Origin of the sequence: Pedobacter nototheniae (assembly GCF_032678625.1) — a bacterium.
Classification (GTDB): domain Bacteria; phylum Bacteroidota; class Bacteroidia; order Sphingobacteriales; family Sphingobacteriaceae; genus Pedobacter; species Pedobacter nototheniae_A.
In genome coordinates, this window is record NZ_JAVTSO010000011.1 from 52,218 (window position 1) to 76,611 (window position 24,394).

The window sequence follows — 24,394 nt, forward strand, 5'->3', positions numbered from 1 at the left end:
CTACAAACAAAAAATCACCCCGATTTTTTCGAGCAATCAGGCAATCTAAAACCTGTCTTGTTATGAAAATGGCCATCATTATGCTTTTAGCCACCATTACAATGGCTTCAGCAAAGAGCTATTCTCAAAATGTAACGCTCGATATGAAGAATACCAGGATGGAACTGGTTTTTAACAAGATTGAAAAATTAAGCGGTTACAGCTTTATTTACGAAAAAAACCTATTAAGGAATATAGGTAAAGTAGATGTTTCAGTTTACAATAAGCCTTTAAACGAGGCGATGAATATGGTACTTAACGGGCAACCTTTAGAGTATACAATAAGCGATAAATTTATTGTAATCTCTCCAAAAGCTACTCAAATAAAAAACAGTATTCTAATTAGTCCGGTTATTCAGTTTATCAAAATTACAGGCGTGGTAAAAGATACCTCCGGTGTAACCATTCCAAATGTTTCTATTTTAAATAAAAATACAGGAAAAGTTTCAGTAACGAACATGGAAGGGGCATTTACATTAGATGCCAATGCCGGCGATGTACTCCTTTTTTCATCAGTAGGTTATGTAAAACAGGAGATAAAAGTTGGTGCGGAAACCAAACTGAATGTTGTTTTAAAAGAAGAAAAAAATCAACTGGATCAGGTTGTGGTAACGGCACTTGGTATAAAGAAATCGGTAAGATCTTTAACCTATAATGTGCAAGAATTAAAAGGAGAGGAGTTGACAAAAAATAAAGATGCCAACTTTATAAATTCATTAACGGGTAAAGTTGCTGGTGTAACTATTAATGCCAGTTCATCAGGTATTGGTGGTGGTACACGTGTAGTAATGCGTGGTACTAAATCGATCAGTTTAAATAACAATGTTTTATACGTAGTGGATGGTATTCCTATTCCAAATAGTAATGGAGGGGCGGTTGTTACCGATGCATTTAAAGGTTCGGTTACGGGAGAAGGAATATCAAGTTTAAATGCAGATGATATTGAAAGCATTTCGGCACTTACCGGTCCTTCGGCAACAGCTTTATATGGCAATCAAGGTGCAAATGGTGTTATTGTAGTGACTACAAAAAAAGGTAGCGTGGGTAAACTGAAAATCACTCTATCCAATAATACCGATTTTTATAATCCTTTTATTTTACCAAAATTTCAGAATACCTACGGACAGGCCGATCCACAAAAATTCGAAAGCTGGGGCGCCAAACTTGCTGAGCCATCGAGCTATAATCCAAAAGATTTTTTTGAAACAGGTTATAATATATCAAATTCAGTTAGTTTATCCGGTGGTTCAGAAAAAAGTCAAACCTTCTTTTCTGCAGCTACAAATAATTCTAAAGGCATCATTCCAGATAATAAATACAATCGGTATAACTTTTATTTAAGGCATACGGCTAATTTAACAGATAAATTTACTGTTGATTTTAATGCCATGTATGTTAGAACATCAGATAATAACATGATTGCACAGGGCCAGTACCAAAACCCAATACTGCCACTTTATTTATTTCCTGCGGGCGATGACATCAGAAAATATGAAGTGTATTCGCGTTATAATGCCGATCGTAAAATATCAACTCAGTTTTGGCCTTACGGTAATTTAGGTTTGGGCGCTCAAAATCCATATTGGGTAGCCAAAGCACAAACCAATATGAATAATTTGGATAGATACATGTTAAGTGGTACGGCTAAATATAAAATATTTGATTGGTTTGATGTAACCGGGCGTGTGCGTGTTGATAATTCTAACTTGCAAAATGAGATTAAGCTACCCGCTGGAACAGATGGTGTTTTTGCTTCTCAATACGGATATTATTCTACTGGGAAAACAGGTTCAAAAAACTTATACTTTGATTTAATAGCCAGTATCAGAAGAAAAATAACAAATAAAATTAATTTTTTAACCAATTTCGGCGGTAGTTATCAGGACGATAAAATAGATGGTTTAACCGTTTTTGGAAATTTAACCCAGGTAGCCAATGCGTTTACAACGCTTGATAACATGAGCCCGCAAACAACTCCGGTTTACAGTCAAACGCAATTACAATCTACTTTTGCAACTGCTCAGTTCGACTACGATAAATGGCTGTATTTGGATGCTACCGGCCGGTACGAATGGCCATCGCAATTACCTAAAGATTTTGCAAACCAATCTTCTTATTTTTATCCTTCATTAGGTCTTTCTGCCGTAATCAGTGATGTAGTAAAGATGCCTAAAGCTATTTCTTTTATAAAAGTACGGGCATCCTATGCAGAAGTGGGTAGTCCGCCAAAATTTGGTGTAACAAACCCAACTTACAGTATAAATGCAAATGGTTTCAGGCCTGCACCTTTTCCCGAATATTTACCAGAAAGAACAAAATCGTATGAAGCAGGCTTAGATTTGAAATTTTTTAATAATGCCCTTACTTTTTCAGGTACCATTTACAAATCCAATACTACAAATCAGTTGTTAACCAAGCAAATAACTACTGGGTCTATTTATTCTGAGTTTTCTTACAATGCGGGCGATATTCAAAATAAGGGAATTGAAGCCAGTTTGGGTTATACCCTTAACTTAAATCAATTAACCTGGAATACCAGTGCTGTTTTCTCTTTAAACAGGAACAAGATTAACCGTTTATCAGAAGGTTTTGTAAATAGAATGACCGGGGAAGTTTTTGGTAAAGACAGTCTTAGCGTTAGTGCGCTGGGTTCGTTACAAAACATCCTTACGTTAGGTGGCAGCATGTCTGATTTATATGTTTCTCAAGTACTGAGAGAAGATAATCAAGGACACTTATGGATAAGCCCAACAGATGGAAGTATACAAACCATAAAAATACCTCAAAGATACATTGGACGTACCACGCCCGATTATAATATTGGCTGGAAAAATACTTTTACTTATAAAGGAATTGATTTATCCTTTTTAATTGATGCCCGTGTAGGTGGTGTTGGTGTTTCAGCAACTCAATCTATTATGGATGCTTATGGAGCATCGCAACAAACGGCTGATGACAGAGATAATGGCGGCGTTATGATTTATGGGAAAAAGTATAGCAATGTGCAGAATTTTTATAATGTAATTGGTGGCGCTTCAGGGGGCTCAGTTGGCCTGTTGGCTTATTATGTATATAGTGCAACCAATGTTAGGTTAAGAGAAGCTTCAATAGGGTATACCATACCAGGCAAATTGTTAAAAGGTAAGTTAGAAAGTATACGGGTTGCCTTAACAGGCAGAAACCTGTTTATGTTTTACAACAAAGCCCCGTTTGATCCTGAATCTACGGCCTCTACCGGCACCTACTATCAAGGGATAGATTATTTTCAACAGCCCAGTTACAGGAGTTTCGGTTTTAATGTAAGCGTACGTTTCTAATTCATAAAATTTAATTATTAAATTATGAACAATCAAAATACTTTTAAAGTAAATCATGTATCTATAAAGATCATATTTATATTTTTAATCGGCTTATCTCTGTCTTGTACTAAAAACTACGCCGATTATAATACCAATCCATATGTACCAACATTGGATCAACAAAATGCCGATAATTTTATAACTGGGAAAAGTTTTACAGATATGATGAATGCCATTATACCGGCTGCTGATGTAGGCTCGCAAACCGATTTTAGTAACAGTTACCAAATTTCAAACAATCTTGCAGGTGATGTTTTTTCTGGCTTTATGGGCCAGGCCGGAGATTGGGGTGGAAATACCAATAACCTTACCTATGGTTTTAATTTAGATTGGGTAAATGAACAATTTAAACTTAACGGCATGTTAATGGCCGCCTGGGTAAAAATTAAAAGCACAACAGACCTAAATAAAGATTCTTTGCAGTTCTCTGTTGCCCAGCTTATAAAAATAACAGGCGTTTCCCGAACAACCGATACGTATGGCCCGGTTCCGTACAGTTCGTTACCTACAGGAACCTTTACACCAGCTTATGATGGTCAGGATAAAATTTATTATTCGTTTTTTCCTGAATTAGATAAGGCCATTAATATTTTATATACACTGGGTGTTAAAGCGGGGAAACCTTTAGCTGCATATGATAAGATTTATGGTGGCGATTACCTGTTGTGGGCAAAATATGGAAACTCTTTAAAGCTGAGGCTGGCAATGAGAATGGCCTATGTTGATCCGGTAAATGCCAAAAAATATGCTGAAGAAGCTGTTAACAGCCCGGTTGGTTTTCTTACTCAAAAATCTGACGGTGCCCTGCAAGGCAAGGTAGTCACTGCTTCACCATATAAAAACCCGCTCGTTACTTTAACTGTAAACTATGCCGAGGCAAGGATGGGAGCTACTATGCAATCTATTTTATCGGGGTATAAAGATCCAAGGATCGGGATTTACTTTAATTTATCAACCGTAACAGGAAAAACAACGGAATATGTAGGGGTAAGAACTGGTATAAATGTAACCCGTAGCTTGTATCAGCCATTTTCTACATTAAAGGTTGCTGATAATACCCCAATGCCATGGATGCAGGCGTCGGAAGTTTATTTTCTTCTTGCAGAAGGTGCAATAAGGGGTTGGAATATGGGTGGCACGGCTCAGAATTTTTATGAATCGGGAATTAAAGTGGCTTTTGATGAGTCTGGTGCAACCATTCCTTCAACCTATTTGGCCGATAATACTTCTAAGCCTGTAAATTATGTAGACCCTGCAAATCCTTCCAATAATGCCGTATCGGATATTGCAGCCTCCACAACACTAACATCAACAATAAAATGGAATGAAGGTGTAACTTTTGAAGATAAGTTACAGCGTATAATAACCCAGAAATGGATTGCTTTGTATCCCAATGGTCAGGAAGCCTGGACAGAGTTTCGTAGAACGGGTTATCCTAAAATATTCCCAATTGTTTTAAACAGAAGTAATGGAACGGTAAATTCTGCTACACAGGTACGCCGATTACCTTATCCAGCCAAGCAATACCTGGATAACGGTACTCAGATAGCAAAAGGCCTGACATTACTTGGTGGTGCAGACAATGGCGCTACAAAATTATGGTGGGATAAAAAATAATGAGTCCTAATTTGATCTTCAATAATTTACTTAAGCATATTAACATGAATAATAAATTAAAAATATTTATCTTTTTTCTCATCGGAATCGCTGTGTATTCCTGTAAAAAAAATAAACTTCAGGATTTTGAGTCTGTTTATTTAACAGCGGCAGAAAAATCTACTACCACTACCTTATCAGCAGATGATAGCGGAGGTACTTTTGCAATCAGCGCAACTTCATCTCAACTGGTTCAAAATGATGTAAATGTAGAAATTGCAGCCGACCCTGCATTAATTGAGAAGTATAATACTTTAACGGGTAAAAAATATTCTACTTTACCTGTAGGGAGTTATAGCCTTGAATCTAATTCGGTAACCATTACCAAAGGAACTAATATTTCCAATAAAATAAACTTTAAAGTTTTATCTATAAAGGATTTTAAAGACGGGATTTCTTACGTAATGCCTATAACAATCAGAAGTTCAAACGGACCTGCAATTTTAGATGCTTCGAGCACACTTTATATCGTAGTTAATAAGGTGATCATATCAAGTGTAGCAGCTTTAACAAGTAACTATTTTACAGTTGATTTTTCAAAAAGCAACCTTACCGCTTTAACCAGCTTAACCATGGAAACAAAAGTAATGGTAAACAAGTTTCAAACAGTTTCGCCTTTCATTAGTACATTGATGGGGATTGAAGAAAACTTTTTATTCAGATTTGGCGATGTTACTGTGGCCAATAATCAGCTTCAGGTATCTGGTGGTGCAACAGCTACAAATATACCTATGGCTTTCTCGCCAGGTATTTGGTATCACATTGCAGCAGTTTATAACGGTAGTTCCCTTCTGGTATATGTTAATGGTCAATTGGTAGCATCAAAAGATGGCGTACCCAGAACCATCAATTTGGCAGATGGTTATGGAGGTGGTTTTCATTTTGGCTATTCTACTCCTGGCAGACCGATTGACGGTTACATTAGCGAAGCTAAGGTTTGGTCAAAAGCCTTATCGCAGTCAGAAATTTCTAATGGAATTTGTGGGGTAGATCCAAAAAGTGCAGGCTTAATTGCTTACTGGAAATTTAACGAAGGTACGGGCAATACTGCTACCGATATTAGTGGCAATGGTTACAACGCAGTAGCAAACCGGGCTGTAACCTGGTTGCCAAATGTTAGGTGCAACTAAAATATTTAATCAAATTTTAATTACGTGCTTGTTAAAAGCATTTCAATATAAAAGATATGAAAAATACATTTTTAGGATTTAGCATAGCAATTTTATTATCTACTCTGTTTATATCGTGCGAAAAGCAAAATATAGTAGAAAGTATAGAAGTTAAGCCAATGCTGGTTAGATCAGATGAATACTTTGCTAATTTAAGAGCCTATAAAAAGTCGAAACATCAAGTGTTTTTCGGCTGGTTTGGAGGAACCGGTATTCCGGGAGATCCAAATATTGCAGGCGTTTTTGATAATATTCCCGATAGTGTAGATATTGTAAGTTTATGGGGTGGTTATCCTCCTCCAGGTTCTTATAATGCACAAACATTACAGAAAAATAGAACAGAAAAAGGGACAAGGTTTGTTTGGTGTATGTTTGGCTCAGGGGTTTCTAAATTAATGAAGAAAAATACGCCTGATTTAGTGCCTGCCGATAAATCTAAATGGAATAAGGATGATGTTTTTAAGGCTATAGATTTAGTGGCTAAAGCTATGGCAGATACAATTGCCAAGCATGGTTTAGATGGGTTTGATTTGGATTATGAACCTGGCGAAGCAGCAGAAGTAATTGAGGTTTTTGGTGCAGATCCGTTTGGAAGTGATGCTGGAGGTAAAATTAGTGTGCAATACTTATTCAAAGCGCTTTCAAAATATATGGGACCTCAATCTGGAACTAGAAACCTATTAATTATTGATGGATATAATGAAAAAGGTACAGCGCCTTACATCGATTATTTAGTTCAGCAGGCTTATTATTCCAGTTCGCAAGCCAATCTTCAAAGCAGGTATATGAATTTTGGATTTTCTGGTGCACTTCCTCCTGAAAAGTTTATTCCCGCAGAAGATTTTGAAGCAAACTGGAAAACAGGCGGTGTCAACTTTACCGATCCTATTTTAGGAACTATCCCATCGTTAATTGGCTTTGCAAGATGGAATCCAACTCAAGGTCAAAAGGGTGGAGCAGGTGCTTATCATGCTGAATATGAGTATGGCTCAACACCCGATTTTAAATACGTGAGACAAGCCATTCAGATTATGAATCCTGCGGTTAAATAACAGCCAAGCCTTAATTTGACTAACAAAAATTAAACAACATGAAGAAATTAAATATAATATACATTGCACTAATGGTGTTTTTAGGTGCATTTTCTTCCTGTAAAAAGGATGAATTAAACTCTAAAGAACTTTTAGCCTTTATTAAAACAGATGGTGCGGATGGTCGTATAGGTAATATTAATTTTCTGCGCACGCCAGTATCTGTAACAGGCAGCTCGGAAACACGTTTTGCTGCATATTTAACCAGGGAAACCACTGCTGATGTAAGCCTTACAGTAAGTACGGATGAATCTAAACTTGCACAATACAATACAGCAAATAAAACTGCTTATGTATTATTGCCTGCATCCAATTATAAAATTGCGGGCTCGGGTACTTTAAGCATTAAAGCAGGTACAACAACCTCTGCTGATTCACTAAAAATTCAACTGATTGATAGAGTTAAATTAACCGATCCAAACGGATATTTGTTACCATTATCCATTAATCAGGTAAACAGTGATGATAAAGGTATACAACCAAGTTCTACTTACCGCACCGTTTATGTTGTAGTGAATAGTGTTTACAGCAATATCGATCTTACAACCAAAGTAGCGGTTACCGGAACAATAGCAGATCGCACCAATCCGGCATGGACAATTGTTGCAGCCAGCCCACCTTACAGTTCCACTTATGGCGCTGCAAATACATTAGATGGTAAAAATACAACTTCGTGGTTTGCCAGCGGAGTAAATAGTTTTATTACGCTTGATATGGCGGTTAGCAACACAATTAAAGGATTTACGTTAATGCCAAGTTATGCCTTTGGAGCATCGTATAATGCCACCGGAATTGAAGTGCAAATTAGTAATGATAATGTAACCTGGACAAGTCAGGGTACCTATACTACTGATCCTGTATTGTCTACATCCTCAGCCAATGCTCCAGATAACAGGAATATTAATTTCTATGGCCCGGTAACGTGCAGGTATGTTAAGTTTATTATGAAGGTGTTACCAAGTTCGTACGGTGGTTTCTCTGAAATAAATGCAATAAAATAACGCCTTTATTATCCAATCTTAAATGGTCTTGGATAATTAGGGATAATTAATGAACAAGACCGGCGGATGTCGGTCTGTTCTTTTTTAATTTATCATTAGGTATAAAACGGCTGTGTCGGAAGGTCACTTTTTGGAAATATGAGCGCATGGCGGTTGGATAACGGATTACAAAATGAGTTATTTTACAATAGTGCCACAGATTATATTCCATAAGAATTTGATCATTTTACTGAATCATCAATTCTTGTGATTGGACATTCGCATCGTATATTTGCCCATTCAGGTACATCTTTTCGTGTACAAATTTTGACTTAAAGGGCAGATTTAGTTAAACCTGACTTTAAGTATAAACCTAAACCAGATATTAAATATATGAGTAAATCTATTGTGTTGGGCGTAGATATTGGCGGTTCTCACATTACAGCCGCATTAATTAACCTCGAACAAGGCATCTTATTGGAAGGCTCGTGGAAACGTGAAGGTGTAAATTCACTTGATGATGCAGAAACCATACTCGAAAACTGGAGTAAGGTAATTTTAGCATCGCTTAAAACAAGCAAACTGCCTGTTAAGAGAATTGGTATTGCCATGCCAGGTCCATTTGATTATAAAGAAGGTATTTGCCTGATTGAAGAGCAGGACAAGTTTAAATCACTCTATAAAATCAATATAAAAAATGAGCTGGCCCGGCGCTTAAACTTTCCTTCTGTAAACATTCATTTTATTAACGATGCCGAAGCTTTTATAAAAGGAGAAGTGTATGCCGGCTCCGCAAAAGGGGTAAAGCGGGTAGTAGGCTTAACCCTGGGTACAGGTTTAGGTTCTGGAATATTTGAGGATGGTACAACGAGAGACCTATCCTTGTGGAATGCACCGTTTTTAAATGGAATTTCTGAAGACTATCTATCAACAAGATGGTTTGTGAGCCGCTATAAAACATTAACGGGTACTGAATTAAAAGGTGTAAAAGAATTGGTTGAGTTGGCACCAGCCGATCATGCGGCCGTGCGTGTTTTTATGGAGTTTGGACATAACATGGCCGAATTTTTAATGCCGGTTATTCAAAAACACAAGTTGGAGATGATTATTATCGGTGGAAATATCTCGCTGGCCTTTGATCAGTTTTCTCCTGAACTGGTATCTGTATTGGAAGCCAACCACTTATCGGCAAAGGTTAAAATTACCAAGTTAAATGAGCATGCTGCTTTAATTGGAGCCGCCTGCTTGTAGGCAAAAACTAAAAAAAAACACTCTTTAGTTTATATTTCCAATAAATTAATCATATTTAAAGTTTAATCGCTTTTCTGATTAATGTTACCTAACACAAATGAACCATATGTTATCAAAAAACAAAATTCTTAAGCAGTTTAGTAAAACGTTAAACCTATCCCTGGGAGTCGCTTTACTAAGCACTGTTTTTCAAGTTTCCTACGCGCAGAAAAGTACCAAAGAAAGCCTCACTAAGTATGTTGATCCAATTATAGGATCGGCAAAACACGGGCATGTTTTTGTGGGCGCAAATGTTCCTTATGGCGCTGTTCAGCTTGGTCCTAATAATATTTTTGAAGGCTGGGATTGGTGCAGTGGCTATAACTACGGCAGCAATACCATTACTGGTTTTGCGCATACACATTTAAGTGGTACTGGTATTGGCGATTTGGGCGATATTGCTATTATGCCCGCTACCGGAAAGCTGATTATGGAAAAAGGACAAAAGGATAACCTTGAAAACGGCTATGTTTCTACTTTTTCTCATGATAAAGAAATTGCAAAGGCAGGTTATTATAGTGTATGGTTAGATAAATATGATGTAAAAGCCGAATTTACGGCTACCGAAAGGGTAGGTTTTCATCAATATACGTTTAAAAAAGGTGCTGAAACGCCGCACATAATACTCGATTTAGCCGATGGTATTGGCTGGGATAAGCCTGTTGCCACCCAAATTAAACAGGTTGATGCACAAACAATTGTAGGCTACAGAAATTCTAAAGGATGGTCTAACGATCAGCGGTTGTATTTTGTTATTAAATTATCGCAGCCCGTTAAAAACATAGTGGTTTACGACAGCACAGTGGTTAAAAATGGTAAAGACATTAAAGGTATAAAATTAAGGGCTGCCCTGAACTTTGAGGCCATTGCTAATAATATACTTCAGATTAAAGTAGCACTATCTCCGGTAAGTGTAGATAATGCCTTGTTAAATTTAAAGACCGAACTACCTGGCTGGGATTTCAAAGCAACCGTAAAACAGGCTGATGCTAAATGGGAAAAGGAATTGCAAAAAGTAAGGGTTGATGCCTCTGCAACTTCAAAAAAGGTGTTTTATACAGCCCTTTACCATACCATGATTGCTCCTTCTTTATTTAACGATGTAAATAAAGACTACCGGGGTACAGATAAAAAAGTATACAAAAATGCATCGTTTAACAACCTGACCACTTTTTCATTGTGGGATACCTATCGCGCTGCACAACCTTTATATACCATTCTTCACCAGGATAAAGTATCGGATGTGGTCAATACCATGCTTGCCATTTATAAACAACAAGGAAAACTTCCGGTTTGGCATTTAATGGGCAGTGAAACCAATACGATGATTGGTTACCACGCGGTGCCGATTATTGTAGATGCTTATTTAAAAGGCTACCGTGGTTTTGATGTTAACTTAGCCTACGAAGCTATAAAACAATCGGCCATGCAAAAAACGGATGGCATTGAATACATTCAGCAGTTAAAATTTATTCCTTCCGATAAGGTGAACGAATCTGTAGCTAAAGCCCTTGAATATGCGGTAGATGATTATTGCATTGCGCAAATGGCAAAAGCTTTAAATAAAGCAGATGATTATGCCTATTTTACCAAGAGAGCAGAATTGTATACATTATATTTCGATCCGCAAACCCAGTTTATGCGTGGCAAATTAGCCAATGGCAACTGGCGTGCACCTTTTAGCCCTTTCGCATCTAAACACCGCGAAGATGATTACACCGAAGGAAATGCATGGCAATACATTTGGCTGGTACCTCAGGATGTAGAAGGCCTGGTTAAACTATTTGGCAGTGAAAAATCTTTTACCACCAAACTTGATTCATTGTTTAGTGTTCCTTTCCAGTTTGGTGCAGACAGCTCGCCTGATATTTCGGGCTTAATTGGTAATTATGCACAAGGAAACGAACCCGGCCATCACATTCCTTATTTATATTCTTATGTAGGGCAACCCTGGAAAACAGCCGATTTAATCCGGAAAATTGACAAAGAATTTTATACTGCCAAACCTGATGGTTTATGTGGAAATGAAGATGTTGGCCAGATGTCTGCCTGGTACATTTTTTCTGCAATGGGTTTTTATCCGGTTAATCCAGCTAATGGAGCCTATGTTTTTGGTTCTCCTTTATTAAACGGAGCGTCGATCAGCTTACCGGGCAATAAAAAGTTCAACATTAAAGTTGTTAATAATAGTGCTGAAAATAAATACATCCAAAAGATTGTGCTGAATGGTAAAGCCTATGCCAAATCATATATTTTGCATAAAAATATTGTGGCAGGTGGCGATTTGCAAATTTACATGGGCAATAAACCATCTACAACTTTTGGCGTAAGTGAACAGGACCGACCATCATCAACATTAAGGAAATAACCAAACTCAATAAACAGAATGAATATTATGAAAAGTTTTTGCCTGCTTTTAACGGCAATCCTGATCTCCACCCTGTGGACTTCTAAAGTTGCTGCACAACAAAAGTATGAGCTTAATTCGGGCTGGTATTGTGCCAATATAAATGACGTAAAGGCTGGAGGTGAGCAAATTTCGAAGCCAGGTTTTGCAACAGACCAATGGATGAAAGCTACTGTGCCCGGAACCGTATTAACTACTTTATTGAACAACAAAAAAGTTCCTGATCCATTTTATGGCATGAACAATAAACTAATTAAAGATATATACTATACAGGTAATGCCTACTATACTTATTGGTTTGTGAAATCTTTTAGCCAGACAGCCAAAGGCGATGAACAGGTTTGGTTGCAATTTAGAGGTGTAAATTATAAAACAGAAATTTATTTAAATGGTAAAAAAGTAAATGCTAAAATCCACGAAGGGATGCATTTACGCCAGCAATATAACATTACTTCTTTACTGGCTGCCAATGGTGATAATCGTTTGGCTGTGCTGGTTTATCCGCCTGATGTACCTGGAGAACCTAACGGTGGCCAGGGTGGCGATGGAACCATTGCTAAAGGATTAACCACGCAATATACAGCCGGCTGGGACTGGATTCAGCCAATCAGAGATCGTAATACGGGAATATGGGATAAAGTAACCATTGAAAAAACTAATCTTGTTAATGTAGAAAATCCGCATGTAATAACCTTGGTTCCGGGTAAACGCCTTGCTGCGGGTACCCAAAAACCAGCCCTTATCCGTACTTCTTCTGAGGTGAGCAATGCTTCTGCTAAAGTAGTGAATGGTTTTTTACAATACACTTTAAACGGAAAACTGGTTCGTACGCCAGTAACTTTAAAACCCGGCGAAAAGAAAGAAGTTAAATTGCCCGACTTTAATCTGGATCAACCAAAGTTATGGTGGCCTAACGGTTATGGCGAGCAACCTTTATATAAAATCAACATTCAGTTTGTAAGCACTTCGGGCAAAGTGCTGGATGATGAACCCTTGCAATTTGGCGTGCGTGAAATTTCCAATGTTTGGAACGACCATACCAAAAGTATGGAAGCACATATTAATGGCCAAAAAATCTTTATTAAAGGTGGAAACTGGGTAATTTCTGATGCCATGCTCCGCTTTTCTGATGAACGTTATGATGCCGAAATTCGTTTTCACAGAGACATGAACCTGAACCTGATCCGCATTTGGGGTGGCGCAATTACCGAACGCCCTGAGTTTTACAATGCCTGTGATAAATATGGCTTGTTGGTTTTTCAGGATTTTTGGTTTAGTGGCGATTGCAATGGTAAATGGGTAGATCCCTTAAAAAAAGAAGACCAATGGACCCGCAGGCAGTATCCTGATAACCATAATTTGGTATTGGAAGCAGCAGCAGATCAGATTAAACTTGTCAGAAACCATCCGTCGCTGGCTTTTTGGTGTGGTGGAAACGAAATTACGCCTCCGGATGATATTCTTTACCCTTTAAAAAATAAAATCCTGCCAGAACTGGATGGAACACGTTATTTCTTCGATTTCTCCAACACCGACAGCATGTCTTTAAATACATTGGGCGGCAATGGCGATGGTCCTTACACCATTCAGGATACGCGGAATTTCTGGTCATTTAAAACCTATCCCTACAATTCAGAAGTAGGCTCTGTTGGTACTGGTGATTATGCTTCGTTGAAGCGTTTTATCCCGGAGAAAAACATGATTGCTCCTCAAAATGGGAAACCGGTTGATTCTGTTTGGGATTATCATAAATATATCCCTTACGATCACTATATTGATCCATACGGAAAAGCAAAAAATGCAGAAGATTTTGCCATGAAAGCACAGTTGGTTAATTACAATCAATATCGTGCTTTAATGGAAGGCTTTTCGGGCCATATGTGGGATTGGTACACCGGATCAATCATCTGGAAAACTCAAAACCCATGGACAGCACTACGCGGGCAAATGTATGATTACTACCTCGACGTAAATGCTTGTTTGTATGGTTTAAGAAATGGGAGTGAGCCGGTACACATTATGATGAACCCCTTAGATAGTATGATTAATGTAGTAAACAATGGTTTCGATATTAAGCGTAACATAATGGTACAGGCTATTGTATATGATATGGACGGCAAGCAGCAGTTTACCAATCAGTTATTTGCAGAAGTTGGTCCATCAATGGTTAAAAAGATGTTTCCGGTTGGAGAGGTTTTAAAAAAGTCCATATATAAAAACGGTGCTTTTGTACGCCTTAAACTATTAGGACCTGACCAAAAGGTAATGAGCGAAAATATGTATTGGATGCCGGGTACGGATGGCGAATATACAGGTTTACAAAACATGAAAGAAACCAAGCTGAATGTAGAAGCCAAAGAAGCTAAAGCTGGAAAGATTGAAGTAACTTTAAGCAATAAAGAGGGGAAAGGACTTGCCTTTTTTAATCGTATTGCCGTAATCAATACCCAAACAGGCGAACGTATTTTACCCGCTTTTTTTAGCGATAATTATGTGTCTGTTTTTCCGGGAGAAAGCAAAACGATATGGGTAGATTATCCTGAAAAGTTTAGAGGAACAGGTAAGAAAATTGAAGTTTATGGATGGAATACCGGAACACAACAGGTCAGTATCCAGTAATTCAGTAGTATAAATTAGGTTATCCTAAGCCTGTCGAAGGATAACTTTAAATAATTGTCATGTAAAGGCGCACGAAGCAAATCACAATAGGAGATAGCTTCGTGCCCCGAATGACAATTTTATTTTGTTATTGCAATAGCAGATTTTACATGCTGAGGAAATCCTCTTTTAAAGCGGTAAATCACGAAAGAGCAAAGTTTACTGCCGCCTCCACATGAATTTTAGTCGTATCAAAAACCGGAACAGAAACATCCTGCTGCTGGATTAATAAAGGAATTTCGGTACAACCCAAAATAATACCCTCTGCACCACGATTAATCAGTTCTTCTATAATTTTAAGGTACTTTTTCTTAGTTTCAGGGTTAATAATCCCCCTTCCCAGTTCGTTCCTTAAAATATCTTCAATGTAATCTCTGTCATCCTGGCTTTCAGGAACAATAGGGGTTAAACCATTTTCAATCAGTTTATCTTTATAAAAATCAAGTTCCATAGTATAACTGGTACCTATTAAGCCAATTTTTTTCAGGCCCCTTTTATTTACGGCCTTTGCTGTAGCTGTGGTAATATGAATCAGGGGTAAACCTACATTTTCAGCAACCCTGTCGGCAACAATATGCGCTGTATTTGCACAAAGTACAATGGCTTCTGCACCAGCTTTCTTTAAATTTTGGGCTGCATTTGCAAGCAGTTCAAAAGTAGCATCCCAGTTGTAATCTGCATTAAATTGCTGAAACTCGTTAAAATTTACAGAATAAATTAAGCATTCGGCAAAATTTAGTCCACCCAGCTGCCGGTTAATTCCCTCATTTAAGTACCTGTAATAATCCAATGTAGAAGCCCAGCTAATGCCGCCCACCAATCCTATTTTTTTCATGTTTAATGTATTAAAATATTACACAAAAGTACTTAGCTTTGCGCGGTTATAACAGATACAAAAACTGAATATATAAGTGTAACAGATGAAAGATTTTCAATATGTAATCCTGGCCGATAAGTTTGAGCAGTTAATTAATAATAACACTTATTCCATTGGCTCCAAGCTTCCATCATTGCGATATATTCACTTGCAGTTTAAGGTTAGTGTTGGCACCATTCTTAAGGCATTTACACTGTTAGTTGATAAAGGTTTAATTGCCAGTAAAGAAAGGTCGGGTTTTATTGTATTGCGGAAAACAGTTTTAAAAGTGAGTTTGCCGCAGGTTCAGGAAAATAAAACCTTTGCCAGGGCGGTAACCATAGGCAAGGTTTTGCAGGAGGCCACCTATCCCGATTCAGCGAATAAAAACTATGTATCTTTCTTTAATGCAGTTTTAGATACAGAACTTTTGCCTTTTAACGCGCTGAGAAGAAGTCTGCAGCAGGCATCAAGAGATTTAACCGGACAGCACTTACAATATGAATTTGCAGCCGGCAATGTTCTGCTACGAACAGAAATTGCCAAACGCTCTTTCCTGTGGCATGGAAAACTATCTGCTGATGATGTTGTCATTACCAATGGCGCTTTGGAAGCGGTGAGTTTATGCTTGCGGGCAGTTACTAAAATGGGCGATACCGTTGTGGTACAATCGCCAATTTACCACGGTATATTACAAACCATAGAAAGTTTGGGTTTAAAAATTATCGAATTATCCGGAGATGCAAGCTCGGGCATCTGCCTGAATAAACTGGAAGAGGTTTGTAATCAGCAAAAAATTTCCGCCTGCCTGTTAACTTCTAATTTTAACAATCCAAACGGTATTATTTTAAATGAGGAGAAAAAACGGGCTATTGCCGCTTTTGCCGGCCGGGCGAAAATGCCTGTAATTGATGATGATATTTATGGCGACCTTCATTTTGAGCCACAACGTCCAGATAATCTAAAAAGCTACGATACGGACGGCTGGGTTATGCTTTGCGCTTCTTTTTCTAAAGTAGTTGCACCGGGCTACCGGATTGGCTGGTGTGCCGCAGGACGATTTACTGAACAGGTTACTAAACTCAAAGCGGTAACCAATGTGGCTACAGCCAGTATTGTACAATTGTCGCTTTTGCAATTGCTTAAAACGGGCGCTTACGATCGGCATCTTCGAAAACTCAGACCAGAAATCCATCGTTTAATGTTGCGCACCACGCAGGCTGTTGAGCAGTATTTTCCTTCGGCTATTAGAATGAGCCAGCCAACAGGTGGTCTGGTACTTTGGGTTGAATTGCCAAATCACATTAATGCGTTTAAACTTCAAAAAATAGCAATGGAACAGTTTATAAATGTAGCTCCGGGTCCATTATTCTCCAGCAATGGAAATTACGCCAATTATATCCGGATTAGTTGCAATAATATATGGAATGTTAAGGTCGAAAATGCCTTAAAGCGATTGGGAGATATTGTAAAAGGTTTGGTTGCTGAACCGTTCTCTTGAGTTTATTCCAGAGTTTTTGTTGCTAAAAGATGCTGAACTAAATTCAGCATGACGAAAGCTCGCGTCATTTCGAGGAAGAAGCAATCTTTCAGTTAATGTGCGGTATTCATAGCTAACCTAATTTCAAGTAAATAACAAAGATTGCTTCACTCCACTACGCTGGCAGATGCTTCAGCTCGCAATGACGGATAGGTTAAAGCTTGCGTCATTGCGAGGAGGAACGATAAAGCAATCTTTCCGTTTAATGTAGAGTATTCACAGTTAACTAATTTCAAGTAAATAACAAAGATTGCTTCACCCCATTACGCTGGCAGATGCTTCAGCTCGCAATGACGAATGGGTTGAAGCTTGCGTCATTTTAACTTTTGGTTGGTGTTATCACCAATCAATGGAAATTCCCTAATTTTCTTTATTAGGAAAGCAAAGCCTGTTGTTCTTCATAAACTTTGTTCCTGCTTTACTCTGTATCCTGATAGAAAAAATCGGGGATGCCGCTACAATCAGGTTTAGAAATGTAAGTCAGTATTTTAAAAGAACTCGCTTTGTCTCTAAACCCGATCTGAGTGAATGCCCCGATATTTCATCGGGCAGCAACGGGAGCGGGGCTATAAATGTTCTATGCTCCAGCCGCTCATTTCCTGATTATTTTTTAGTTGGTGTTGGCCTGTGATAACACCAGCCACAGGAGAATTTCGTTCGTACGTCCCCCTGAATTTATTTTAAGGTCTTCGTTGCAAAAAGATGCTGAACTAAATTCACCATGACTAAAGTTTGCGTCATTGCGAGGAGGAACAACGAAGCAATCTTCAGTTAATGTGTGGTATTCATAGTTAACCTAATTTCAAGTAAATAACAAAGATTGCTTCACCCCAATACGCCGGCAGACGCTTCAGCTCGCAATGACGAATGGGTTGAAGCTTGCGTCATTGCGAGGAGGAAGGACGAAGCAACCTTTCCGTTAATGTAGAGTATTCACAGTTAACCTAATTTGAAATGAAATAACAAAGATTGCTTCACCCCAATACGCCGGCAGACGCTTCAGCTCGCAATGACGAATGGGTTGAAGCTTGCGTCATTGCGAGGAGGAAGGACGAAGCAATCTTTCAGTTAATGTGCGTTATTCATAGTTAACCTAATTTCAAGTAAATAACAAAGATTGCTTCACCCCAATACTGTGGCACACGCTTCAGCTCGCAATGACGAATGGGTTAAAGCTTGCGTCATTGCGAGGAGGAAGGACGAAGCAATCTTCAGTTAATGTGTGGTATTCATAGTTAACCTAATTTCAAGTAAATAACAAAGATTGCTTCACCCCATTACTGTGGCACACGCTTCAGTTCGCAATGACGAATAGTGTAAATCAAACTCTTGATCGGTGATAACACCAGCCACAGGGGAAATGACGAATAGGGCAACTTTTGCTGGGTATAAACACCAATTAAAGGAGGTAATTACAGTTGTGATTTGAATTTTTATATGTTTAATAAAATCTATTTTGCGCGGATTATTTTTATTTACTAAATAAATATTTACTTTGCGGCAATTATCTTTAATTGATCCATTAAAATATGGAAACAACACAATGGTAAATAAACAAGAATGCGACGGTTTTGTGGTTTAAAGCCCGATCGTTAATGACTAAAACGGCATTACAGATAAATTAGACTTCATTTATGGTAGCGAATATGATGAAGAAACTGCGTAGGAAGCGACTATCAGCAAGTAAAGTATTGTGAAATCGTGCCTCGGCCAATGCAGATATAAAAATGTGTTAGTATAAAGTAATTACATCGCCCTAAAAAAAATACATCCCAAGTAAAAAACAAGATAAAAACAGTTAACCCCTGTTTTTATAGAGGATATATGCGCAAAAAAATAGAAAAGACAATTCGTGTAGCTGTAAAGCCATTCGCCAAAAAAAGCCCCTGCTGCACGCCTTGAATAATGATTTAAGGAAATTGAATTGTTTATTTTTATGCCAGACAAGACGCTGTAACCAACAATTTAAATTTATTAATATTCCACAATGCCGAGACAATCTCCCAAAACCTCCCTGCTTGGATATTTAGCTATTTACGAAAAGTTCGTAGCTGAAAAAATGAATATGGGCCAAATTTCCAGCTGGTCTAATTCTAATTATATTAAACTAAGTGCTGCTTTAGCAAAAGAAACCCAGGTGTATATCAGTAAAAATACACTGAAACGGATTTTTGGAAAGCTTAAAACAGCAGAATTTTATTATCCTCAACAAACTACCCTCAACGCACTGGCCGTTTTTATTGGCTTTAAAGACTGGGATGATTTTGAGCAGTCGGAAAAGGTCAATTTACTCCAGGAAAGCCATGACAACGTAAATAACCACAAAGCTGTGGTTAAGCCGAAACTCCTGCTTCATAAATCATATAAAAAAATTGCCCTCATTTTTGGTATTAATTTTCTTGTTATTTCTTTAGTTATTGGATTTGTATTTTGGAAAAAGAGTGACCGGAATTCTTACCAAAAGGTAAGATTAACCTGTTCTAATTCTGGCGGAAAAAATTTTCTTCCCGTGGTTTTTGTTTTGCATTTTCCAGCTGGATTTAAAGATGCCAGCTTATTTACCATTCAGTTTGGGGATAATGAACAGTTGAGGGTGGGGGTTAATGATAATGATTTAAATATTCATAATCCTAATACAGTAACAATAGTTCATCAATACCAGTTAGCTGGTCAATACAAAGCAGTATTAAATTATAAAGACAAGCCCATTGATACTGCATCGGTTTATCTGGAGTCGGGTGGGTGGAGTGGTTATTTAATAGAACATTCGGGCCTAATAAAAGATCATAAAAAAATTAAAATCAAAAATTTTAATGATCAATGTTTAAGTGAACTCAAAATGTCGCAAGTTCATTTAGCAGGTATAGATACATCACAGGCTTTCTTTACAAACTTTTTGAACATGAAAAAAACAACAATTAGTGGAGATAATTTTGAATTGCTGGCTAATGTAAAACCGATTGCCTCATGGTGTTCGCAGGTAAACTTTAAAATTTATGGAAGCATATCAGAACATTATAGTGGTGTAATTAGTCCTGAATGTGTGATTTGGGCTGATGCCGATTTTTCTGAGCAGATTAAAACCGGTACTTGGACTAACCTGAGTCAATTGGGGGTTAATTTAAAAGCTGGTGGCGACCTCAGGCTTTTAATTCAGGATAAACATGTTAAATTTTACGCCAATAATAAATTAATTTATACTACAGTTTATAAAAAAAGTATAGGTAAAATAGTAGGCGTTAAATTTCTATTTACCGGAATAGGAAAGCTTCGGTCATTTTCGCTCCGCGATTTAAAGACCAATGAACACTTTTAAAACCTTCTGGAATTATTTTTAGATCTTTTTGTGCTACACCCTGAAATGAATTCAGGGTGACAGTATGTTGTACCTGAAGTAAATTCAGCATAACATGCGGTATTTGAATAAATTTAGAGCGACAGCGCGAATATTCAGGATATGGTGTATAATATCAAAAATAAAATTCAGTGTAAAGATATATTAAAGAGCGCTTTAATCTTTTGCCCCATTTCTGGCATTTAGGCAGGTTTAGTACATTTTCTGCTCATTTTGTATGGTAAGATAAGTAAAGTGTTTTTTTGATTATTGTTATAAGTGAACAATCCATGCCATTGTTTTTGATTAAAAGTTATTTTTAATGATTTGGTAATCAATTATTAATTCTTGTTTTGACTTGGTTAACTTTCATTTTACTGAATCTATAAATATGTATGTTTATGGAAATGTTAATATGCTTTACGGTATTACTGGTATCGGTTTTTTTAACTTCCCAAGTGTTTAATCATAATCATTTTTGCAAGGCATACAAGTAGAATTGTTTACCATTTGGAAGAACAGAGCTTAGGCATTCGCTTAAAAATAATAAAATGGTTCACGACGCATCTGAAATTCAAAATAAAAACTCATAAAATACGATTGATCTGAATAAAAAATAAGTAGTAAATCCAATTTCTGTATAATCATTAATACAATAATTAACAGAATTTTACTGCTTTCTTGAAACTTGACGTGACTATTATAAAGTTATACCTGATTTAGGCCATCCATAGTTGATGTTTTTGCTTCTTGCCCATCAAATATTTACAAGATCCTCACTAAACAAAATCAGCTTATTTTTTAGTTAAAAGGCTGTTAATTAGTGTTTTACTTTTTTTGTTCTTCTTGCCCATTTAAATGGGTAACTCATAGGTAGTATTTGGACAACAAAGATTAAGCTCATTCTGTAACATTAGTGTTAAAATTGCAGGGTATTTAAAATGACCTTAAAAATCAGATTGAATATTTAACTAATACTTCAAAAATCCTCCCTTAATTAAAATTATTTCTTGGTCATGTTAAACCAAATCAAAATCTGTTATTATTTAGCTTTTGGTATGATTTGGCATTGCTTAAATATTAATAAATGTAAAATAACTTTTCATTGGTGTAACCTCATAAATGAAAAGAACTAAAAAGAAATTACTTCAATTAACGATAAACTAAAATTCCGACTAAAGTATGAGCTGTTTTTTTGCAAACCCATACTTAACGTAAAGAAAAAATTAAGGGCTTATAAAGCTGCTATTTAATGCATTAATATATGAAAAAAAGACTTTTACTCCTACGTAAATTTATATTTTTAATTGGTTTATGCCTGCTTGGCTTGGTAGCCAATGCCCAAAACCCAGCCGTTACCAATACAAAGGCGCACTGGCTTAGCCTAAACCCTGAATCTCCAAGTGCAGCACAATACAACTATGCATTAAATGGCACCACTATAGCTACAGTAGTTGGTGGTACTGGCACATCTACTATGCAACCAAGAAATATTAAATGGACTAGTGGTGGGCTTGATACTGACACTTATAAAGGGTTGCAGGTTAACCCCCCTAATAATGGTGGTACAAGTAGTATTGATATTAATTTTGCAACAGGTTTTAACAGTAGCGGGGTATACCTCGTGCTGTTCGATTTAGCGCCAGCCCCTGTTGCCGGCGGCATTTCCTATGCAGTGCAGGCTTTCGATGCGGCCAATAACCCCATCCCCCTAAACAACTGGGTCATCACACAGGGTAATAGTACTGGTGGCCCTGGCTGTACCAATATTTCCGATTTTACCTATAGTGGTTCTGGCGGCAATACCACTTTAGAAATCCGCCCAAAGTCAGCCTCAAGTAATTGTGCATCTTCAAGTGCCGGTATTGCCATTGTTATTGGCGCCCCAAATGTTGCTAAAATTAAGGTTTCTAAAGTAACTGGCAATAGCGAAGCTTATATAATGGCGCTTGGGGTTAAATCTGATGCCGGCGATGCACCCGAAAGCTATGGCACCTTATGGAATAACCTAACGGCAACAGGTGGCCCTTTCCATAGGATGCCCGCTAATGGTACTCCTTTAAAAATGGGGGCTACGCTGGTACAAAATGGCAATGGCATACCGCTTAGTTTAGCCAATGGCGATACGGATGACGATGGTATTACATCATTTCCAACTATTAACAGTACAGCTATAAGCAATTACCAGGTAAATGTAGCCGTTAGCAATACCACTGGCGCTACAGCAAACCTTTACGGCTGGATAGACTGGAACAATAATGGTGTTTTTGATGCCAGCGAAGGCGTAAACACCACCGTGCCAAATGGCGCAACCAATGTAACGCTTACTTGGCCTAGCGCTACTTTAGTGCTCGGTAATGGTAAAACTTATGGCCGTTTTAGGCTTACTACGGCTACTTTAACATCGCCTTTAGGTGGTGCGCCTGATGGTGAGGTAGAAGATTACGCTATACCCACCACCGTTTCTGTTACCCTTATTAAAAGCGCCACACCAGTTACCGCAACCTCTTTTAATTTTACCACAACTGCTGGTGATATTTCTTTAATTGATAATACCGCAACTACGGCGGCTAATGTACTGGCTAATGACCTTTCTTTTACCGGCGATGGTAAATTACTAATTACCACTACCCAAGGTAGGGTATATACTTTGGCTGTCGGCTCTTCGTTATATGCGCAACTTAATACTGAGGCAGGGCTCCTCACCATAATAGATGGGGGACTTAATTCCAATACATTTATTGGGGCGCAGGCAGGGGTGCCAAAAAGTACCAACGATGGCGGTATAAATTATACTGGTTTTAATAGTAGTAACAATAACAATGTAACCGATGTGGCTGCAATAGATGCTACCCATCATTTTACGACTAGTGGCGGCGGCGGCACCTTATATTACTATACTGGCACGGCTTATATACCAAAAAACGGGAATTTTGATCGCATCGATTATGCTGCTGGTAAGTTAGTTGTTATTCAACCAGGCACTGGAGTACGCTATTCTACTGATGTTACGCAAGATGCTACTACTTTTACAGGCGATTACACCACCATTGCACCTACAACTTTTGCTACAGATATAGCTATAGGGCCAGATGGGGTTCTTACTAGTATTTATGCAACCAATAGTACCACGGGCAATGTGATGCGTTACACTGGTGCAGGTACTGCTTGGACCACCTTACCGCATCCGCCCAGCAATGCCAATAAAATAACAGTAGATCCTACTGGTACGCCTTGGATTAGTATGGCTAATGGCGATATTGCCGCTTGGACGGGTACTTCTTGGAAAGTGTTGCACGTACGCACCCCTGCCGAAGCTACAAACTTTGTTAACTATTTTAATAGGCCACTGGGCAGCTTTAACATTACGGAGACTGCGCCAACAGGCGGATATACTGCCGTTTCTATAGACCACGAGGGAACAGGAACTTCCACCAGCAATGTGCCAAATCGTACAGATAACTTAACACTTACCAACGGAAACCACGCTTTCGAAACTTTTGATAACCGAATTTGCACTATAGCTGTAACCTCTACAGCTACCAATGTAAACTGTTTGGGCAACATTACTTTAAATGTAACTGGCAATACTGGTACGGTTACTTACGCCTGGACCACCACCGATGGAACAATACCAGCCGGGCAAGAAGACGACCAAAATTTAACTGGTCTTGTTCCGGGTACTTATAGCTTAAGGGCAACAGATGCAAACAAATGTATTGTTACCCAAAGCGTAACCATTACCCAGCCGGAGGCGGTGCCAGCCCCAACAACAGGTACGGTTACTCAGCCTACTTGTGCGGTACCTACAGGTTCGGTTCCCCTAAGCGGCTTGCCTGCTACTGGAAACTGGACGGTTAACATCATTGGAGCTACCACTACGACCAGCACAGGAACAGGAACTACCACTACCATCAACAACTTATCTCCTGGCAGTTATACTTTTAGCGTTACTAATGCAGGTGGGTGTACTTCTCCAGCTTCAACTTCGGTAACCATTAATGCGCAACCAGCC

General features: G+C 38.1%; 12 protein-coding genes. 11 read left to right on the plus strand and 1 reads right to left on the minus strand.

Annotated features, from left to right (window positions below; translation table 11 throughout):
- The first annotated feature begins 62 nt into the window (after positions 1-62).
- From R2Q77_RS20700 to R2Q77_RS20735, 8 genes are all read left to right on the plus strand, one after another.
- The gene (locus tag R2Q77_RS20700) at positions 63-3,356 is read left to right on the plus strand and encodes a SusC/RagA family TonB-linked outer membrane protein (RefSeq protein WP_316805616.1); all 3,294 of its coding nucleotides are present in this window, start codon (positions 63-65) and stop codon (positions 3,354-3,356) included.
- Between the two features lie 24 nt (positions 3,357-3,380).
- Complete coding sequence (locus R2Q77_RS20705) at positions 3,381-5,015, plus strand: SusD/RagB family nutrient-binding outer membrane lipoprotein (protein ID WP_316805617.1); 1,635 nt, start codon at positions 3,381-3,383, stop codon at positions 5,013-5,015.
- A gap of 44 nt (positions 5,016-5,059) precedes the next feature.
- Positions 5,060-6,184 carry a DUF1735 and LamG domain-containing protein gene (locus tag R2Q77_RS20710; RefSeq protein ID WP_316805618.1) on the plus strand — a complete coding sequence of 375 codons (1,125 nt, stop codon included), beginning with the start codon at positions 5,060-5,062 and terminating at the stop codon, positions 6,182-6,184.
- Between the two features lie 56 nt (positions 6,185-6,240).
- A complete protein-coding gene (locus R2Q77_RS20715) occupies positions 6,241-7,275 on the plus strand; it encodes a glycoside hydrolase family 18 (RefSeq protein WP_316805619.1) in 1,035 nt (344 codons plus the stop codon).
- Positions 7,276-7,313: 38 nt separating this feature from the next.
- Positions 7,314-8,315 carry a BT_3987 domain-containing protein gene (locus R2Q77_RS20720; protein ID WP_316805620.1) on the plus strand — a complete coding sequence of 334 codons (1,002 nt, stop codon included), beginning with the start codon at positions 7,314-7,316 and terminating at the stop codon, positions 8,313-8,315.
- 372 nt (positions 8,316-8,687) lie between these two features.
- Positions 8,688-9,545 (plus strand): ROK family protein, encoded by an 858-nt coding sequence (locus R2Q77_RS20725; protein WP_316805621.1) that lies wholly within the window; start codon positions 8,688-8,690, stop codon positions 9,543-9,545.
- 106 nt (positions 9,546-9,651) lie between these two features.
- Positions 9,652-11,952 (plus strand): GH92 family glycosyl hydrolase, encoded by a 2,301-nt coding sequence (locus R2Q77_RS20730; protein WP_316805622.1) that lies wholly within the window; start codon positions 9,652-9,654, stop codon positions 11,950-11,952.
- An 18-nt stretch (positions 11,953-11,970) separates the two neighbouring features.
- Positions 11,971-14,610: a glycoside hydrolase family 2 protein gene (locus R2Q77_RS20735; RefSeq protein ID WP_316805623.1), complete on the plus strand. Its 2,640-nt coding sequence runs from the start codon at positions 11,971-11,973 to the stop codon at positions 14,608-14,610.
- Between the two features lie 181 nt (positions 14,611-14,791).
- On the opposite strand, the gene R2Q77_RS20740 is transcribed toward R2Q77_RS20735, so the two are convergent.
- Positions 14,792-15,484 (minus strand): aspartate/glutamate racemase family protein, encoded by a 693-nt coding sequence (locus tag R2Q77_RS20740; protein ID WP_316805624.1) that lies wholly within the window; start codon positions 15,482-15,484, stop codon positions 14,792-14,794.
- An 85-nt stretch (positions 15,485-15,569) separates the two neighbouring features.
- Between R2Q77_RS20740 and R2Q77_RS20745 the strand changes: the two genes are divergently transcribed.
- The 3 genes from R2Q77_RS20745 to R2Q77_RS20755 all read left to right on the plus strand — a co-directional run.
- On the plus strand, positions 15,570-17,006 hold the full coding sequence (locus tag R2Q77_RS20745; protein WP_316805625.1) for a PLP-dependent aminotransferase family protein: 1,437 nt from the start codon (positions 15,570-15,572) through the stop codon (positions 17,004-17,006).
- 2,026 nt (positions 17,007-19,032) lie between these two features.
- Positions 19,033-20,361 (plus strand): hypothetical protein, encoded by a 1,329-nt coding sequence (locus R2Q77_RS20750; RefSeq protein ID WP_316805626.1) that lies wholly within the window; start codon positions 19,033-19,035, stop codon positions 20,359-20,361.
- A 1,282-nt stretch (positions 20,362-21,643) separates the two neighbouring features.
- On the plus strand, positions 21,644-24,394 hold a 2,751-nt coding region (locus R2Q77_RS20755), incomplete at its 3' end, for a beta strand repeat-containing protein (RefSeq protein WP_316805627.1).

Excerpts from the sequence above, each read along its gene's own strand:
- R2Q77_RS20740 (WP_316805624.1), bottom strand. The coding sequence starts at position 15,484 with ATGAAAAAAATAGGATTGGTGGGCGGCATTAGCTGGGCTTCTACATTG.
- R2Q77_RS20745 (WP_316805625.1), top strand. The coding sequence starts at position 15,570 with ATGAAAGATTTTCAATATGTAATCCTGGCCGATAAGTTTGAGCAGTTA.
- R2Q77_RS20735 (WP_316805623.1), top strand. The coding sequence starts at position 11,971 with ATGAATATTATGAAAAGTTTTTGCCTGCTTTTAACGGCAATCCTGATC.
- R2Q77_RS20720 (WP_316805620.1), top strand. The coding sequence starts at position 7,314 with ATGAAGAAATTAAATATAATATACATTGCACTAATGGTGTTTTTAGGT.
- R2Q77_RS20700 (WP_316805616.1), top strand. The coding sequence starts at position 63 with ATGAAAATGGCCATCATTATGCTTTTAGCCACCATTACAATGGCTTCA.
- R2Q77_RS20750 (WP_316805626.1), top strand. The coding sequence starts at position 19,033 with ATGCCGAGACAATCTCCCAAAACCTCCCTGCTTGGATATTTAGCTATT.
- R2Q77_RS20725 (WP_316805621.1), top strand. The coding sequence starts at position 8,688 with ATGAGTAAATCTATTGTGTTGGGCGTAGATATTGGCGGTTCTCACATT.
- R2Q77_RS20705 (WP_316805617.1), top strand. The coding sequence starts at position 3,381 with ATGAACAATCAAAATACTTTTAAAGTAAATCATGTATCTATAAAGATC.
- R2Q77_RS20730 (WP_316805622.1), top strand. The coding sequence starts at position 9,652 with ATGTTATCAAAAAACAAAATTCTTAAGCAGTTTAGTAAAACGTTAAAC.
- R2Q77_RS20715 (WP_316805619.1), top strand. The coding sequence starts at position 6,241 with ATGAAAAATACATTTTTAGGATTTAGCATAGCAATTTTATTATCTACT.
- R2Q77_RS20710 (WP_316805618.1), top strand. The coding sequence starts at position 5,060 with ATGAATAATAAATTAAAAATATTTATCTTTTTTCTCATCGGAATCGCT.